General features: G+C 35.3%; 19 protein-coding genes and 1 pseudogene. 18 read left to right on the top strand and 2 right to left on the bottom strand.

Annotated elements, in window-relative coordinates; translation table 11 throughout:
* The 18 genes and pseudogenes from B7705_RS09980 to B7705_RS04405 form a co-directional block, all read left to right on the top strand.
* A pseudogene (locus B7705_RS09980) lies at positions 1-1,038 on the top strand (T7SS effector LXG polymorphic toxin); the annotation flags it as partial.
* 2 nt (positions 1,039-1,040) lie between these two features.
* Positions 1,041-1,412, top strand: a complete 372-nt coding sequence (locus B7705_RS04485) for an immunity 22 family protein (RefSeq protein WP_084948141.1) — start codon at positions 1,041-1,043, stop codon at positions 1,410-1,412.
* 130 nt (positions 1,413-1,542) lie between these two features.
* The gene (locus tag B7705_RS09975) at positions 1,543-2,751 is read left to right on the top strand and encodes a hypothetical protein (protein WP_239822336.1); all 1,209 of its coding nucleotides are present in this window, start codon (positions 1,543-1,545) and stop codon (positions 2,749-2,751) included.
* A gap of 22 nt (positions 2,752-2,773) precedes the next feature.
* Positions 2,774-3,151 (top strand): immunity 22 family protein, encoded by a 378-nt coding sequence (locus B7705_RS04475; protein WP_084948139.1) that lies wholly within the window; start codon positions 2,774-2,776, stop codon positions 3,149-3,151.
* Positions 3,152-3,299: 148 nt separating this feature from the next.
* A complete protein-coding gene (locus B7705_RS04470; RefSeq protein WP_142358226.1) occupies positions 3,300-3,548 on the top strand; it encodes a hypothetical protein in 249 nt (82 codons plus the stop codon).
* An 81-nt stretch (positions 3,549-3,629) separates the two neighbouring features.
* The gene (locus B7705_RS04465; RefSeq protein WP_204956959.1) at positions 3,630-4,127 is read left to right on the top strand and encodes a hypothetical protein; all 498 of its coding nucleotides are present in this window, start codon (positions 3,630-3,632) and stop codon (positions 4,125-4,127) included.
* A gap of 67 nt (positions 4,128-4,194) precedes the next feature.
* Entirely contained in the window at positions 4,195-5,001 is an 807-nt protein-coding gene (locus B7705_RS04460; protein WP_084948136.1) for an alpha/beta hydrolase, read from the top strand.
* A gap of 11 nt (positions 5,002-5,012) precedes the next feature.
* Positions 5,013-5,141: an ADP-ribosylglycohydrolase gene (locus B7705_RS04455; protein ID WP_084948134.1), complete on the top strand. Its 129-nt coding sequence runs from the start codon at positions 5,013-5,015 to the stop codon at positions 5,139-5,141.
* Positions 5,142-5,245: 104 nt separating this feature from the next.
* Positions 5,246-5,863, top strand: a complete 618-nt coding sequence (locus tag B7705_RS04450) for an SAP domain-containing protein (RefSeq protein ID WP_084948132.1) — start codon at positions 5,246-5,248, stop codon at positions 5,861-5,863.
* A gap of 40 nt (positions 5,864-5,903) precedes the next feature.
* Complete coding sequence (locus B7705_RS04445) at positions 5,904-6,758, top strand: ADP-ribosylglycohydrolase family protein (RefSeq protein WP_084948131.1); 855 nt, start codon at positions 5,904-5,906, stop codon at positions 6,756-6,758.
* Positions 6,759-6,787: 29 nt separating this feature from the next.
* Complete coding sequence (locus B7705_RS04440; RefSeq protein WP_084948129.1) at positions 6,788-7,177, top strand: DUF7668 domain-containing protein; 390 nt, start codon at positions 6,788-6,790, stop codon at positions 7,175-7,177.
* Positions 7,178-7,410: 233 nt separating this feature from the next.
* A complete protein-coding gene (locus tag B7705_RS04435; protein WP_084948127.1) occupies positions 7,411-8,082 on the top strand; it encodes a hypothetical protein in 672 nt (223 codons plus the stop codon).
* A 59-nt stretch (positions 8,083-8,141) separates the two neighbouring features.
* Complete coding sequence (locus B7705_RS04430; protein ID WP_084948126.1) at positions 8,142-8,804, top strand: DUF443 domain-containing protein; 663 nt, start codon at positions 8,142-8,144, stop codon at positions 8,802-8,804.
* Positions 8,805-8,970: 166 nt separating this feature from the next.
* Positions 8,971-9,732 carry a hypothetical protein gene (locus B7705_RS04425; protein WP_084948124.1) on the top strand — a complete coding sequence of 254 codons (762 nt, stop codon included), beginning with the start codon at positions 8,971-8,973 and terminating at the stop codon, positions 9,730-9,732.
* Between the two features lie 29 nt (positions 9,733-9,761).
* Positions 9,762-10,121 (top strand): insulin activator factor, encoded by a 360-nt coding sequence (locus tag B7705_RS04420; RefSeq protein WP_084948152.1) that lies wholly within the window; start codon positions 9,762-9,764, stop codon positions 10,119-10,121.
* 171 nt (positions 10,122-10,292) lie between these two features.
* Positions 10,293-11,174, top strand: coding sequence for a diacylglycerol/lipid kinase family protein (locus B7705_RS04415; RefSeq protein ID WP_084948123.1), 882 nt, complete (start codon positions 10,293-10,295; stop codon positions 11,172-11,174).
* A 50-nt stretch (positions 11,175-11,224) separates the two neighbouring features.
* Positions 11,225-11,716, top strand: a complete 492-nt coding sequence (locus B7705_RS04410) for a phosphoribosylanthranilate isomerase (RefSeq protein ID WP_084948121.1) — start codon at positions 11,225-11,227, stop codon at positions 11,714-11,716.
* Between the two features lie 177 nt (positions 11,717-11,893).
* Complete coding sequence (locus B7705_RS04405; RefSeq protein ID WP_084948118.1) at positions 11,894-13,633, top strand: glycoside hydrolase family 13 protein; 1,740 nt, start codon at positions 11,894-11,896, stop codon at positions 13,631-13,633.
* Here B7705_RS04405 and B7705_RS04400 read toward each other — a convergent pair.
* On the bottom strand, positions 13,627-15,204 hold the full coding sequence (locus tag B7705_RS04400) for a hypothetical protein (RefSeq protein ID WP_084948116.1): 1,578 nt from the start codon (positions 15,202-15,204) through the stop codon (positions 13,627-13,629). The two genes, B7705_RS04405 and B7705_RS04400, sit on opposite strands and share 7 nt — an antisense overlap.
* Complete coding sequence (locus tag B7705_RS04395; RefSeq protein WP_084948113.1) at positions 15,197-16,594, bottom strand: YobI family P-loop NTPase; 1,398 nt, start codon at positions 16,592-16,594, stop codon at positions 15,197-15,199. Before B7705_RS04395 ends, B7705_RS04400 begins: the two co-directional genes overlap by 8 nt.
* Positions 16,595-16,876: the final 282 nt, after the last annotated feature.

Raw genomic sequence — 16,876 nt, 5'->3', positions numbered from 1 at the left:
GAGTGGATGAAGCGGGACTTGAAAGGGACGGCAGATAACCTGTCTAGCCTTGCGGAGTTAGGAGTAGGAACTTACACTGCTCTGACTGATCCAGGTGCGGCTCAGCGTGGCCAGGATCCCAATGCCAGCTATGCGGATAAGGCTGCTTATCGTGCTCAAGAGACCGGAAAAGCCCTTTGGGATAAAGTTACCCATATGGATGCCTATGACGCAGGAGGCTTGACCTTTGAGATTGCCAGTCTTTTTGTCGGTCCAGCAGCTGTAGGGAAGATGGCTAAGGGGACCAAGTTAGGAGCTAAGGCAGCTGAGATGATTAACTTAGCCAAGAACAGCACCAAAGCAAGAGTTCTCGCAAATGTCGAAAAATGGGGTTCAAAGGTTGACAATATCCTGTCTAAGAGCAATAATGTCATTAGGCAATTTGGGGAGAAATTATTAGATACTCGAATCCCAGTTGGCATTCGTAAAGAGGCAGTTGCCTTTGCGGGAGGTATGGGAACCATGCCTACCTTCAGCGTTGAGAGCAAGACACTACGTGAGGTGATGCACTTCTCAAGCAAACATGCAGATGATGTAGCACGAGGAGTAGGTGGTTCTGGGAAAGCGGAGCGCTTCTATGATGATATTATTCCAACAGTTAAAAATGGTAAATTTAATGAGTGGTTTGATAATTTAGCTCCAGAAGAACTAGAGAAATTATGGGAAATCCCAGAATTACGTAAAAAAATCGAAGATAGAATAAGAAGACCAGGTGGCTACCATGAATGGCATCTTGTTTCTCGGACTCCTCAATTTAAAAAATGGGGAGTTTCCATGGATGATATCAAAGAAATGAGAAGTTTAATTGAAGATGTGCAGTTCATAAATCCTCGTGGAGTACATGGAGGACGGGGCTCTACAAAAGCTCATAATGAGATATTAAAAATTATTGATTCGTCATATGATTATGAGGAATTTGCACACAGATTAAATGAATGGGCAAGTCGAAGAATGAAAAATGGAATTTTAGATTTACCAGAAGGATTGAGAAGGTATTAAAAATGAAACAAAAAGTATCGTTATGGCTTGGTAATTTTGCCAGTCAAGAAGAATTTCAAGAATACTTCAAAATTTCATATAAAGAGGATGGGGATAGCGTTTCTTCAGAATTTGAGACAGACTTTCATTTGTCGTACTACGATAGAGATTTAGTTGAAAAAGATTGGGTTGATGTTCCTGAAAATAATATTGATGTTTTGCTTGAAGGTTTCTCATACGATGAAGAGATTATTATGCAGTTTCCTAAAATATCATCAACCTATAATACAATTGTTTTGATTTATGATTTTGATTATTCTAAAGAAGAATTAAAAGTAAGTAACAATGGTTCTGGGACATTAGAGTTTATTGGTATCGCAGAATACGATTACTAAGCGTAGCATATAAGGAATTCTGGCACATCATCACCCCATCCAAGCCTGGCTGAAGGACCGCTCGAATGAGATTGATTCCTGGTGGGGAGATGTCGTTGAGGGAACACGAAATCTACCGCTTCCTCAAGGGATGAAAGATATCCTCCTGTTTGCGGAAGGTTTTATTGGTGCAGCTGGAAGTATGGTTTCAGAGACTGCCATCGGAGCTGTAGATTTGACTCAGATCATTGGTATTGCCAGTATTGATGGCGTCAATCGCTTAACAGGAGGTCAAACTCCAGAGTGGATGAAGCGGGACTTGCAAGGAACGGCAGATAACCTGTCTAGCCTTGCGGAGTTAGGAGTAGGAACTTACACTGCTCTGACGGATCCAGGAGCGGATCAGCGTGGCCAGGATCCCAATGCCAGCTATGCGGATAAGGCAGCTTATCGTGCTCAGCAGACCGGAAAAGCCCTCTGGGATAAGGTCACCCATATGGATGCCTATGATGCAGGAGGCTTGACCTTTGAGATTGCGAGTCTTTTTGTTGGTCCAGCGGCTGTGGGTAAGATGGCTAAGGGTACCAAGCTAGGAGCCAAGGCAGCTGAGATGATTAGCTTAGCCAAGAACAGTACCAAGGCAAGAATTCTCGCAAATGTCGAAAAATGGGGTTCAAAGGCTGACAATATCCTGTCTAAGAGCAATAATGTCATTGGGAAATTTGGGGAGAAATTATTAGATACCCGAATCCCAGTCGGCATTCGTAAAGAGGCAGTTGCCTTTGCGGGTGGTATGGGAACCATGCCTACCTTCAGAGTTGAGAGTAAGACTCTACGTGATGTGATGCACTTCTCAAGTAAACATGCGGATGATGCAGTGAGAGGTGTAGGTGGTTCTGGGAAAGTAGAGCGCTTCTATGATGATATAAAAAATATAACAGCTAAGGATATTCCAACAGTTAAAAGTGGAGATTTTGAAAAATTTTTCAATTCTCTAACGGTAGAAGAGTTAGACTTTATTTGGAAGAAAAAGGAACTACGTAAGAAAATTGAACGTCAATTAAGATATCCTGGTGGAATGCATGAGTGGCATTTAGTTTCAAGGACTCCGCAATTCAAGTATTGGGATATAACTGCCGAAAAAATTAGAGAGTTACGTACTGCAATTTCAGATGTAAAGTTTATTAACCCTGAAGGAGTCCATGGTGGTTTAGGTTCTACAAAAGCACATAATGAATTGCTGGAAATTATTGATTCGTCGAAAGATTATGATATGTTTGTGAGAAGATTAAATATCTGGGCTAATTATCGTCTTGAGGGAGGAGTTCAGGTATTACCTAAGGGGCTAAGAATTCCATAGCTAATAGAAAGGATTTAATAAAATGGAAACAGACAATACGGTATCTATTTGGATAGGTAATTTCAAAAATTTAACTGAGTTAGAAAATTATATTGATCTAACTTATGATAATGAGGGAGAGATCGTTGTTTCTGATTTTTTCAACGATTTTAAGATAGATATTAATGATATAGATGAAGATTTAATTGAAAAAGCAGTTTTGCCAAATGAAACAAACGATATATCTATTATTTTGCGCACTGCTTCCTATGAGGAACAGTTGTTGTGTGAATTGAACGCATTAGAGAGTCTGACTATAAATAAAGGCAATGCAGTTGTACTACTCTATAACTATGCTTATGATGGCTCTGTAAAATCCTCAGATTATTTAAATTTTATTACAAGTGTAGATTATAGATGAAACAATAACTTAGGAGTTTTATTGCCGTCATCACCCCATCCAAGCTTGGCTGAAGGATCGCTCGAATGAGATTGCCTCCTGGTGGGGTGATGTTGTTGAGGGCACACGGAATCTGCCTGTTCCACCACAGGACTTGAAAGATTCTCTCTTGTTTGCGGAAGATTTTATTGGTGCAGCTGGAAGTATGGTTTCAGAGACTGCCATCGGAGCTGTAGATTTGACTCAGATCATTGGTATTGCCAGTATTGATGGCGTCAATCGCCTAACAGGAGGTAAAACTCCAGAGTGGATGAAGCGTAACTTGCAAGGAACGGCAGATAACCTGTCTAGCCTTGCGGAGTTAGGAGTAGGAATTTACACTGCTCTGACGGATTCAGGTGCGGCTCAGCGTGGCTAGGATCCCAATGCGAGCTATGCGGCTAAGGCAGTTTATCGTGCTCAAGAGACAGGAAAAGCCCTCTGGGATAAAGTTACCCATATGGATGCCTATGACGTAGGAGGATTGACCTTTGAAGTTGCCAGTCTTTTTGTCGGTCCAGCAGCTGTAGGTAAGATGGCGAAGGGGACGAAACTAGGAGCTAAGGCAGCTGAGATGATTCAGTTAGCCAAGAACAGCACCAAAGCAAGAATTCTCGCAAATGTCGAAAAATGGGGATCAAAGGTTGACAATATCCTAGCGAAGAGCAATAATGTCATTGGGAAATTTGGGGAGAAATTATTAGACACTCGAATCCCAGTTGGCATTCGTAAAGAGGCAGTTGCCTTTGCGGGAGGTATGGGAACCATGCCTACCTTCAGCGTTGAGAGTAAGACTCTACGTGAGGTGATGCACTTCTCAAGCAAACTTGCGGATGATGTAGTGAGAGTGGCAGAGAAGCCCTTTGATAAAGAGCGGATTCTTGAAAATATTAGGCAAAGCCGACTTGCACGGGAAAGTTCGAAGTTTGATGACTATCTTCGCACGTTGAGTGTGTAGCTTTGCTTGTACGAGCCAATTAAACAAGGATGTAGCTAGTGAAGGTCCTAAAGTAAGGAGTTTAAACATGAAATTCCATGAATTTGGGGATAAGAATTTGCCTCCTATCTTACTGATACACGGTGGTGGCAGTTCTTGGTGGAATTATCTTCGTCAAGCACGAATCTTGTCAGAAGAATACCGTGTTATTCTACCCACTTTGAATGGCCACGGCGAGGAATATCAACTTGATTATGTTTCTACTGAAGATTCTGCTTTGGAGATTCTAGACTATATCAAAGCAAACTGTGGTGGGAAATTGTTTGCAATCGGTGGTGTTTCACTTGGTGGTCAAATTGCCATGGAGCTTTTGTCTTTAGACAGTGAAATTGCTGAGAAGGCCATCATAGATGGAAGCCTCTGTATTCCTCAACCAAGGCTAGCTAAAATCAGCATCTTTCTAGTGTCTCTATTTGGTAAACTGATGTTCAATAAATTCTCTTGCAAACTTCAGTTCAGCATGATGAATAAACTCTATCCTAAACTGGCTTATCCAGAGGAAATAAAAGCTTATTATTTGGAGGATTTACCAAGGACGCCTATCAAAACATTGGTGACCATTTACAAAAACTATATGGGATGTTACAAGCTGAAAGATGTGATTTCTGCTAGCAAGGCTCAGGTTCTGTATATCTATGGTGAAAAAGAATTGAACTGTGTGAAAGAATCAGCGAAATTATTTCATCAGCTACATTCAAATACAATTTTGTATGAAGCAAAGGGCTATAACCACGGCTATTTATCAGCTTACTTGCCTTATGAGTGGATTGATTTGGTGGTGCCATTTTTAAAGAGTGATTCATTAGAAATGTATAACGAATCTGATATGCCATAAGGAGGAATACCATGCTAGGAGCAATTATTGGAGATATTGTAGATTCAGTTTACGAATGGAACAATATCAAAACGAAGGATTTTCCTTTATTTTGTGAGGATTGTTTTTTCACGGATGATACGGTAAGTCCGAACCGATGAGTGTGTGAGTTTGTTAGTGAAACGTTGCTAATCCTCAAAATAAAGAAGCCCAAATTCCATTATTTTGAGATGAAAACCTAAACTGTTTTTAAGGAGGTGTCATATTGATAGAGAGCAGACCTGAGTTTGATAAAATCGAATCCTTTGATGAGTTCAGTAAATACTATTGGTATCGTGATGAACTCTCACAGATATGCAAGTCATTAGGGATTGAATATAGAGGTACAAAACAAGAACTCAATGATATTATTGAGCAGTACTTTAAGGGCAATTTGATTAAAAAATCATCAGTAAAAAGGAAAAAGAAACGAGTAGAAGTCGTTACTTTAGATACGCCCTTACTTGAATGTGGATTCTCCTTTAATGCAAACTTTAGAGAATATTTCTCTACTTTAACAGGTGTTTCGCCCTTTAAATTTACTGCTAATATGGCCACTGCTTGGAGAAAAGTAAAAAAAGAAAATGATTTGAATTTCACAATCCAAGATATGCTAAAAGTTTATTATGGAAATTCAGATTATGCCAAGTATGATCATTCGGTTTGTCAATGGAATCAGTTTTTAAAGGATTTCTGTGCAGACGAAAATAGTGCCAACTACTCGAATAAACTAAAAGTAGCTTCTATTCTTTGGAAAGAAGTTAGAAATTCAAGTAATGAAAAAATTTATTCAAAGAATCTTTTAACTAAATATGCTGATAAAATAGATGAGTATGAAAAGTAGAAATGTCAGTCTCAACCAATAGTTTGTAAGGAGGAATACCATGCTAGGAGCAATTGTGGGAGATATTGTCGGTTCGGTTTACGAATGGAACAATATTAAAACGAAGGATTTTCCTTTATTTCGTGAGGATTGTTTTTTCACGGATGATACGGTCATGACTTGCGCTGTTGCAGAAGCAATTATGAATGGGGGACAAAAGGACGACTTCATTGATGCCATGAAGAAATATGGGAAAATGTATCCCGATGCGGGCTATGGTGCTCGGTTTAGTAGTTGGATCAATAATGACAATCGTGAACCTTATTATAGTTTTGGAAATGGTTCTGCTATGCGTGTTTCTCCCTGTGCTTGGCTTATGGACTGCGGCTTTTGTGCAAGAACGGGTATGACACCATCAACTAGAAAGCTTGCACGACTTTCAGCAGAAGTCACCCATAATCATCCAGAAGGTATCAAAGGAGCCATGGCGACAACTGATGCTATCTTTCTGTGTCGTTATTACTTTGGAGGTTATTGCGGAGATTATGAGCAACCAATCAATGACAATCCTACAGAGTGCAAGAGACTTATCAAGGAGCATATAGAACAAGAGTATGGATATAATCTTTCTCAAACACTAGATGAAATTCGTCCTACTTATCGTTTCAATGAAACTTGCCAGAATACGGTACCTCAAGCTATCATTGCCTTTCTTGAAAGTACAGACTTTGAGGATGCTATCAGAAATGCTATCTCTATTGGTGGGGATAGTGATACTCTTGCTGCCATCACAGGAAGTATTGCAGAAGCTGCTTATGGTATACCTGATTGGATTAAAGACAAAGTCTATACCTATCTAGATGAGCCTTTAAAGAATGTCATTGAACGATGGGAGCTTTTCATAGCAGGAAAATGATTGTTTAGTTAAGAAGAAAGGTGGCAATGATGGAATTACTTAATATGTATAAAAAAGAAAAAGTTATAGAGGTTATCACAAATATTTTAAAGGCTATTCACCTGAAAAAATATGAAGACATTATGAATTATGTCGATGAATCAGAGATTGACGATTTAAACGAGTTCTTTAGTTATGTTGAAAAGTCATTAGAATTAAATGATTTTGACACGATTGATGAGTATGGTGTGGAATGTCATTTCAATCCGCCCTATGAGTATTCTCAATTAGAAATTTATGATTATGATGACCAGACTGGGTTTGCTGTTGATTATGATTTGACTTCAAATTCTGAATTAGTAGATATGGTGTTGCAAGCAGAGTTTCTATATACCGATAATGGCTATACAGTAAGATTTCTTAATGTCGATCCTGGTTAGGAAAAGTTTAATAAGCAATATCCTTGATACACTATTTATACAGGCATTTAAGATTTTCTTGAATGTCTTTTTTGTATAAGAGTAAGATCAAAGCTTTTAAACTATCAAGTTTTCCTATCAATAGATCAATTGTCTTTAACTGCATTTTATGAATGAATCTAAATGGTTATAGAAAGTTATTTCTAGTATGTTCGTGCTATAATAGTTTTAGGCTTCATTTTTGGGAGAGGTAAATGAAAAAATATAAACATTTATTCTGGCTTTCTGGCTTGGTAATCTTATCAATTTCGCTGTTTTCATTGAATGCCTGTAGTTTGGGTGGCGAAACCATTCCCCAAAATAGAACAAAGGAACAGTACGAGTTTGAAAAAACGTTTAATTCCATGTTTAAATTTTTGGAACAAGAGCAGAAGGATTTTAATGGGCTGGAAGCTTATAAAAGTAGAGTCTATATAAAAAATGGTGACGAAGTCAAAAGATATGAAATTGACCTAGATATTACCAAGGCAGATGGTAAGGGTGACTATAGAATACAAATCGGAGAAAACAAAAAAACGGTTCCCGTTAGTTATTCTAATGGCAAGTTGCATTACGATTCGGAGATAGACCCTTTATTTGACGATGAGATTCTTAACTTAGTTGTCAAAAAAGATGTTTTTGACTCCTTGAATGTAAAAAGAACGTTAAGAACCGGAACAACAGAGCTTAGTGAAATTATCTACCAGCCAGAAAATAACTCTGACCTCTTTCAGAAACTGAAAAGCAAATATGATCTACCAGAGGAAACAACGTGCCAAATTAGAATAGATTACTCAGATAAAACAAATTATGGGATTACAATTCAGCTAACATCGAAAGAGATGTCTGTCAAAATTGGTTTAACTATTATTAAAAAACGGGGCTAACGATTTAGGAATGTTATTGAAAAGAGTTTTTTAACTCTGAGAAGGATTTAAAGGTGACTATGAAAGTAAAATTTAAAGAAACGAATAAAGTATTTTTCAAAATAGTAGAAGTAGAGGGAGAAAAGTATATTCTAGATTTGACGACTGTTAGACCAAAATCCTATTTCTGGGGTTCTCTTCCCGATGAAATTACTGCAAAAATGCAAAAGTTAGATAAAAGAGATATGCGTTTTGAGAGTGTAGCTCCAACTATGAGTAAATCAATTGGGATTGCAATTGGTACAGCAATAGGGGGCTCTGGCTATCGGCTTGTGACAAATTTTTTTAGAAACAATGGGATTAGTCACAACCTTCCTTTAAAGATAGGCTTATATGGCCTATTCATCTTCCTAGCTTATCTTGCTTTCTGGTTCATTGCCATAAGAGCTCGTCATAGCGTCCAAAAAAGACTTGAGAATAAAGTTTCAAACTATCAAATAACCTTTAAACCAGTTGGAAATAAACGTCAATTAAAACATTACAAACTTCTTCCTTTTATCTTTGTTCCGACTCTTGGATGTTTTGCATTTTATCTATATACAGTTAATGGAACAGAGGGAGCCCTACTTGTTATTAATAGTATTCTATTATTGGGACTTTTTACAGTGATTTTAGGCATGTCACCACTCCGAGAATGTGTCGAAAAGCAAGAGATTATTTTTGATAGAATAGAGAAGTTATAAGTTAAGATGAAATCTGTTTTATGATCCTCTTTTGCATGTCACATTGGGCTATTTTATCAGAAAAAATTATGTAATAGCGAAGAAAGTGTTTATGTTGCTCAATGACTCATTTAAGGTTCAGAACTTCTCTCGTAATGCCACATTGTAATTTAGAAAAGGAGTAAAAATGAATTATTTAGAAATACGCAAGAAATATGGATTTTATAGACAAGTCGTGATTGTTTTGGCTGTTCTTCTCAGTCTTTTTATAGCTTGGATGGTGAAAGATAGGACTATTCAAACCTTTTGTATTTTATTCATAAATGCACTCTTATTTCTTTTCATAGCACTAATCAGAAGAGGGTATTTAAGGAGTGGTACTAAGTTACTGCATATGGACTTAGATTTACTATCATGGCAGCAATACATTGAGTTGAACAAAAGTGCAAAAAGAGCTCTTATAAAATTGGATGTGACGCTAACATCTGTTGGGTATTCCTATATGATTGGTGATTTCGATGCTGCCATTAAGGAGGCTTCTGAAGCAATGACTGATCAAAAACTGAAGCCAAAATACAGGGATTTCTTAGAGAGTTACCTCATTCGTTCGACAGTTCTTGCAAATCCTAACCTGACCAGGGACCAGCTTGATCTTATATTAAATAAAATGTCCATATCAGATCCAACTCTAGCTGAGAGAACAAAAAACGTGAGTCTTGCTCTATACGATTTAACAATTGCTCATCAATCCGATGATTACTTTGAAGACTTGGAAAACGAATTTAAATATCAACAATTGGAAATCACTTACTATCAAGCCTTGAACTCTAAATTAAAAGGAGATATGACCAGGGCAAATGAGTTGTTTAGAAAACTCGCTCAAGAAGATGAACAGCTCTATATCGTCCAGAAGGCTAAAGAATTTTTAAAAAGTGAATCTATTAATTAGCGATGAATAAGTACAGAAAAGGATTGAATATGAAATCAAACAGTTTATTTTTTTTTAATGGAATTTTTGCTTTAACGTGCTCTCCCATAATTGCATTTGCATTTTTCTATAGATGGGAGATAAGATTTATCAATGGGGTTCTTCATTTTGTTGATAAACCAGCATGGGCTTTTTCAGTAAATTTAATTAGTTTTATATTTCTTGTTTGTTCCATACTTGCAATTTTCATTTATAGAAAAGAATCAAATGGTCGTAAGAAAAGCTTTTTGTTTCTTTTAGTTGCATCTATCACAGGTTTTATCCCCTTCCTTTCAATTTTTTCAGCAATTTTTGCTCTTATTGCTGGAATTTTATATTTGGTTGATTTTAATCGATTGGTAAAAGAATAAACTAGAAGGTATTTATCATTTTCAGCATATCCAACCTTTTTTAGAACTGATTCTCTTAATCTCCAGTACGTCTGATTTCTATTTTCTGAGGTTTCATTATATAATAGCATTATATGTAATGACTGATGTAGTTACACTAACATTTCTATTTAAAAATTAAGGAGAAAATCAATGAAAAAAGCAATGTTAATTATCAACCCTACCTCTGGTGGGGAAAAGGCTTTGGATTATAAGGTCAAGCTGGAGAATAAAGCAAAAGATTATTTTGAGCATGTGGAAACCAAAATTACCGAAAAAGCACTGGATGCAACACTCTTTGCTGAGGAAGCGTCTCGTGAGCAGTACGATGCAGTGGTTGTTTTTGGTGGAGACGGGACGGTCAATGAAGTTATTTCAGGTATTGCTGAGAGAGAATACGTTCCTAAGTTGGGTATTATCCCAGGCGGTACGGGTAACCTCATTACAAAACTTTTGGAAATCAATCAAGACATCGATGGCGCGATTGATGAACTCGATTTTAACTTAACCAATAAGATTGATATCGGTAAAGCGAATGACAACTATTTTGGTTATATTTTTAGTATCGGTTCTCTGCCTGAGGCGATTCACAATGTGGAGATCGAGGACAAGACAAAATTCGGTATTTTAGCCTATGCTGTAAATACCATGAAGTCTGTGATGACGGATCAGGTCTTTAACATTAAGGTTGAGACAGAAAACGGAAATTATGTTGGTGAAGCTAGCCATGTTTTGGTTCTCTTGACAAATTACTTCGCTGACAAGAAAATCTTTGAAGAAGACAAAGATGGCTATGCCAATATTTTGATTCTAAAAGATGCTTCTATATTCTCTAAATTATCCGTTATTCCTGATTTACTAAAAGGAGATGTTGTCGGAAATGATAATATTGAGTATATCAGAGCACGTAATATTAAAATCTCTTCAGATAGTGAATTGGAGTCAGATGTTGACGGCGATAAGTCGGATAACCTACCTGTAGAGATTAAGGTACTAGGCCAGCATATTGAAGTCTTTTCACAACCGAAAGAGTAGAAGGAAAACTAGTTTATCTTTTAAGTTTTATATCAACGATTGGAGGAGGAATGAATTCTCTATTTGATGAATTTCGAGTAATTTGTTCTCATTTAAACCGAGTCGGAATCATACCAATACTCATGGGCTCTTTGGGTTTTGAATACCGTTCAAATGAAGAATGGCAGCCGTCTGACATTGATATTCATGTTCCTGGAGATCCTAGAGGCTGGGAAGCGCCTGATCATCTCAGGATTTATGACTGGGACAAGATATTGAAAGTGATGAACCGCTTAGGCTATACCTTGGTAGACATTCACGAGCACGAATTCCAAAAAGATGGCGTGAGTGTTGAATTTGGAAGTATCGATTCCTTACCTGATTTTGCGGATGTATCGGAATCTGATATTGAGCTGATTCATCTCGATGACATCACTTTTCGTGTTCCAAATCTAGAACAGTATTTAAGTATTTACAAGGCTTCTTCCCAAGATTCTTATCGAAATAACCACAACAATAATAAGGATTTTAAAAAGATAGAGTGGCTGGAAAGACATTTGTAAATCATCAATCAGAAAGTAGTAGGTATTAAGACTTACTGCTTTTTTTATTCTCAAAATCAAACCGCTCGGAACTACGAACAAGCCTTGCAAATAAAATACGAAAGTAGTATACTAGAATCACAATTATGAAAACGTTTGCGCAATAAGATGAATGAAAGTAAACTAGGAGACAGAACAATGGAATTAACAGCCATTTACCACAGACCAGAGTCGGAGTATGCTTATCTTTATAAAGACAAGACAATGCATATTCGTATCCGGACCAAGAAAGATGATATTGAAAGCATCAACTTGCATTATGGAGATCCTTTTATCTTTTTAGAGGACCATTATGAAGCAAGTGAGGCAATGCACAAAGTAACTTCTGATGCCTTATTTGATTACTGGCAAGCGGAAATTTCAGTTGGCTATGCGAGACTTCAGTATCTCTTTGAACTCAAAGATAAGCATGGTCAAGGTATTTTGTATGGTGATAAGGGATGTGTTGAAAATACAGTAAACAACCTTCATTATGAGGGAAACGGCTTCAAAATTCCGTATATCCATGAGATTGATGCTTGCCATGTTCCTGACTGGGTAGCAGAGACGGTATGGTACCAGATTTTCCCAGAGCGCTTTGCCAATGGCAATCCTGAGATTTCACCAGAAGGAGCTCTAACTTGGGATTCCTCTATCAAACCAAAGACGAGCGATTTCTTTGGTGGTGATTTACAAGGCATCATTGATCATCTGGATTACTTACAAGACTTAGGAATTACTGGGCTTTATCTTTGTCCCATCTTTGAATCTCCAAGCAATCACAAGTACAACACGACGGATTATTTCGAAATTGACCGTCATTTTGGAGACAAGAAAACCTTCCGTCAACTGGTGGATCAAGCCCATCAGAGAGGCATGAAAATCATGCTGGACGCTGTTTTCAATCATATCGGAGACCAATCTCCACAGTGGCAGGATGTTCTCAAACATGGTGAAGATTCTATTTATAAAGACTGGTTCCATATTCAAGACTTTCCAGTCGTTAAAGAAAATCTTGTTAATAAAAGAGAACTATCCTACCACACCTTTGCCTTTGAGAGCTATATGCCCAAGCTCAATACGGCAAATCCTCAAGTGAGAGACTATTTGTTGAGCGTTGCGACCTACTGGATTGAAGAGTTTGATATCGATGCTTGGCGCCTAGATGTTGCGAATGAAGTCGACCACCAATTTTGGCGAGATTTCCGTAAGGCTGTCTTGGCTAAAAAGCCCGACCTTTATATTCTTGGAGAGGTCTGGCACACCTCCCAGCCTTGGTTAAATGGCGATGAATTCCACGCAGTTATGAACTATCCTCTGTCTGATAGTATCAAGGATTATTTCTTGCGAGGGGTTAAGAAGACCAGTCAATTTATCGATGAAATCAATAGCCAATCTATGTACTATAGACAGCAGATTTCGGAAGTGATGTTCAATCTGCTGGATTCGCACGATACAGAGCGCATTTTGGCTACTGCCAAGGGAGATAGCCAACTTGTTAAGTCTGCCTTAGCCTGCTTCTTTTTACAAAGAGGAACACCGTGTTTCTACTATGGAACCGAGTTAGAGTTAGACGGAGGGCCAGACCCAGATTGTCGTCGTGCTATGCCTTGGGAACGTGTTTCCGAAAGCAATGAGATGCTTAATTTCATGAAGAAATTGATTCAGCTTCGCAAGAGTGTTTCAGACATTATCCAACATGGAACCTACAAGCTGAAAGAAATCAAGCCTGATGTGCTAGCTCTAGAATGGAATTATGATGGACAAAAGGTCCGAGCTGTTTTTAACCAATCAACTAAAAACTATCTTGTAGATAGTGAGTCCGTATCGCTAGAAAGTCATTGCCAAGAATTGGAGCAGCAACTGGTGATTTTGCCAAAAGGATTTGTAATCTATTGAGAAAAGTATCTCTCATGGTTATAGGTATTTGATAATTTAGTCTTCAATTCAGTTATTAATTTTTCTATTGCTAATCTATTCTTAATATTTCCAGCAGAATATTTTCTCATGTTCAGAATCTCTATATATAATTCGATGTTTTTTATTGAGTCTTTTATGTCCAGTAAGTCTTGTATTGGATATCGGTTAATGATGCTCTTATCAATTTCATAAATTTTAGAATGTTGATTGATGTATTTTTTTAGTTCATTTTTTCTAATCTCGTTTTTTCTTCTTTTATCCGTCTTCTTTGAATTTTGAATCAGAGACTTCATTTCTTCATTCTTTAAACCTTCAATGTTAATTTTATTTAAAAATGAATTCTTGTAGTTTTCGAGTAGATTTTTAAAGGATCTTAAAGGAATGGAAGAGTTATTCAGTTGTTCAGTTATAAAATCTTTATCTAACGTGTTAAATATTTCCCTATAAAAATTTTTAGAAATATCACTTGCAACATTTGTTAGTTCTTCCCATAAAATATGAGGATTGAAAAGTTTAAACGAAATTCTTGTATCTTTTGTATATTCTTGATTCTTGTAAGCCCCCATTATAGATTTAAAAGAACTAATATTAGAAGTAAGGTATGAGATATCCGATTCATATTGGGAATCATCATTTACATAATCAAAAATAAATTCTGTAGTATGAAGATTTCTTAGTATATAATTTTTAGCCTCTTTAGTATTTAATTTATCATAAATATCTTCGTAGCTATCCAATTGTTTATCTTCTAAAATAGATAGAGTAGATAAAAATGTAATTTCATTAAAATGAATCTTATCCTTCTCACACAAAGTCTTGTAAAATTTTTTTCGATCTATACTAAGTTTATTGAAATTAGTTTGATTAAATATTCTGTATATATTATCTATATTATTTATTTTTTTATCAATTAAATCTAATAGTTTCTTTTCTAGAGTCTGTTTAACTGTTTCCTCGGAAATATTCTGTATTCTTTCAAGAAGAGTTTTAATAGCAAAATCTAAATCGAAGCTAAAATCTGAACTTGTTTTTTTATCTAGAATTAATAGTAGTAATTTTACATCCTCATTTATATTATTGCTTATTTGACTCTCTAAAACATAGCTCTTCATTTTGGTGAAAAGATGATCTTCATTTGGATAGACTAATTTCTGATAAAGTATTCTAGAAATGCTATTCAAATTTAGTCTAATTTTTTGTGGGTCAATTGTATCTTGCAAGAAGATAATCTTTTTAAAGTAGCCTTCTATACCCTTAATATTAATCTCATTGTTATCAGCAAATGCTTTATTAAAATAATCATAAATTGCTTCATTAAAAAAATTATCAACAGAAAAGTGATGATCGGATAATTTTAAGAATATTTCATAAATTTTATCCTGTTTAAGAACTTTTATTTTTTTTAATTCCTCGCTATCCTTTAATAATACAGACACTAAAAAATTTTTTTCCTCTTTACGAAGACCATTTTTAGATTGTCTAACTAAGTAATCTGTATATGTTTCATTAATAAGATTATTTTTTATCAAAAATTTTGCTATCTCACTCATCATTATCCTCCAATGAATTTTTTATTTGAGTATATAAGTCTCCTTTAGATTTAACTAGGTCATTAAAATCACTGGAGTCTAGTGTTTTATAGATTATCAGTGCAAGTAGTTGTTTGTAATCTATTTTAATATTATTTTTATGAATTTCTTTGTAAATTTTAAATTCGTTTACTATATTTTTAAGAACTCTGAGGTCATCAATAAATATGGAAACTTGATATAAAAAAGTTTCGAAATCATTTTTATCCGTAATTGCTAGGTCATCTAGCAACCTTGATTTTAGATAATCAAATGAATTTGTATTGTTGACAATAGGGATAGTTGGAATAATTACATCAAAAAATTTTGTTTTTTCTGTTGCTGAAATATTTTTACTGTTATTTGCAGGATCGACATTTTTTTCAGAAAATACTTCATCACTTATTACATAGAAAAACATGATTTTCTTTATTTTCTTTCGCTTTGCAGAATTTCTCCTTTGATTAACCATTAAGTTAATTTCTCTTAATTTTTCGAATATTGAATGGTCGTTAAATCTATCTAGGTCTTCAAAAATTACAAATTCTGCCTCAGATTCATCAAAAAGATAAATAACATCAGATAGAAAATTATCAAAATATGAGACTGTAGAAAAGTCTCTATTTTCCATGTTTACATTAATTCCCATTGTATTTATTGTCAGTTTTGACCAATTTCCTTTATGTACTATCTTCTTAATTACATTTGATAAAAGGTAATATAAGCTAATAATAGCTATGATAGATATAATGATGAGAATGTAATCAATAAATTCAAGATTAGGTGGGAAAATTTGGATGCTGTATGTAATTTTTTCAGTTATAAGTGGTAATAAAAATTTAAAATAAAGAATTAAACAAATAATTGATAATGAATAAAAAATAATTTTATTATTATTGATATTTTTTTTCGCTAAAAAATTTGCTTTTGGTATTTTATCAGGTTCTATTTGATTTACTAATTGGTTGACAATTTTCATTTCCAAAATATTGTCTATCTGACTATTTATTGCCTTATCATTTTGGGATGGAGGAAGAGTATTTCCTGCTAAGCTATTAAAATGTGCCAATGAGATATAAATACTAGTTTTGCTCTTTAATTCATTAAAATAACTATGAATTATTGAGCTTTTTCCAGTTCCATATCCTCCAGTTACTCCTACATTTGTTATATGCTTATCCTGAGTTATATTATTCAATACATCTTTATAAATTTTATAGTAATCTGTTTCAAATTCATCAGAAGAAATTTGAGCATAATCTATTGGAGCTAAACTTTCAAGTTTTACACTAGGATTGGGAAAATTATTATCGTTAGAAGGCTCATTTTTGTGAAATAGAGAAGTTAATTTTTTGAGCAAATGATTTTTCATTTATGTTGTCCTTAACTAATATTCTTATAGTTAATTATATCATATTGTAAGTTGCTAAAGATGCCTAAATTAAAATTTATAATAATTATTTTAAATTAAAGATAAGCAAAAGGTAAACATTTAGAATTATCTATTACTTAGTATATAATTAAGTATTGGGGGAGTAGTTGGATTGAGAAAAAAGGGACGATTTTATGGATTGCTATTAAGGCCTTCCCCATATTTGTTCTTAATGGGATCCCCTTTCTTTTACTCGTGCTACTGATTGCGAATAGAACTTTA

It is taken from the genome of Streptococcus oralis subsp. dentisani (genome assembly GCF_002096685.1).
In the GTDB taxonomy this organism is placed as follows: Bacteria; Bacillota; Bacilli; order Lactobacillales; family Streptococcaceae; genus Streptococcus; species Streptococcus oralis_AD.
The sequence above is the reverse complement of the archived record's forward strand: the minus strand, read 5'-3'. Positions and strand labels throughout refer to the sequence as shown.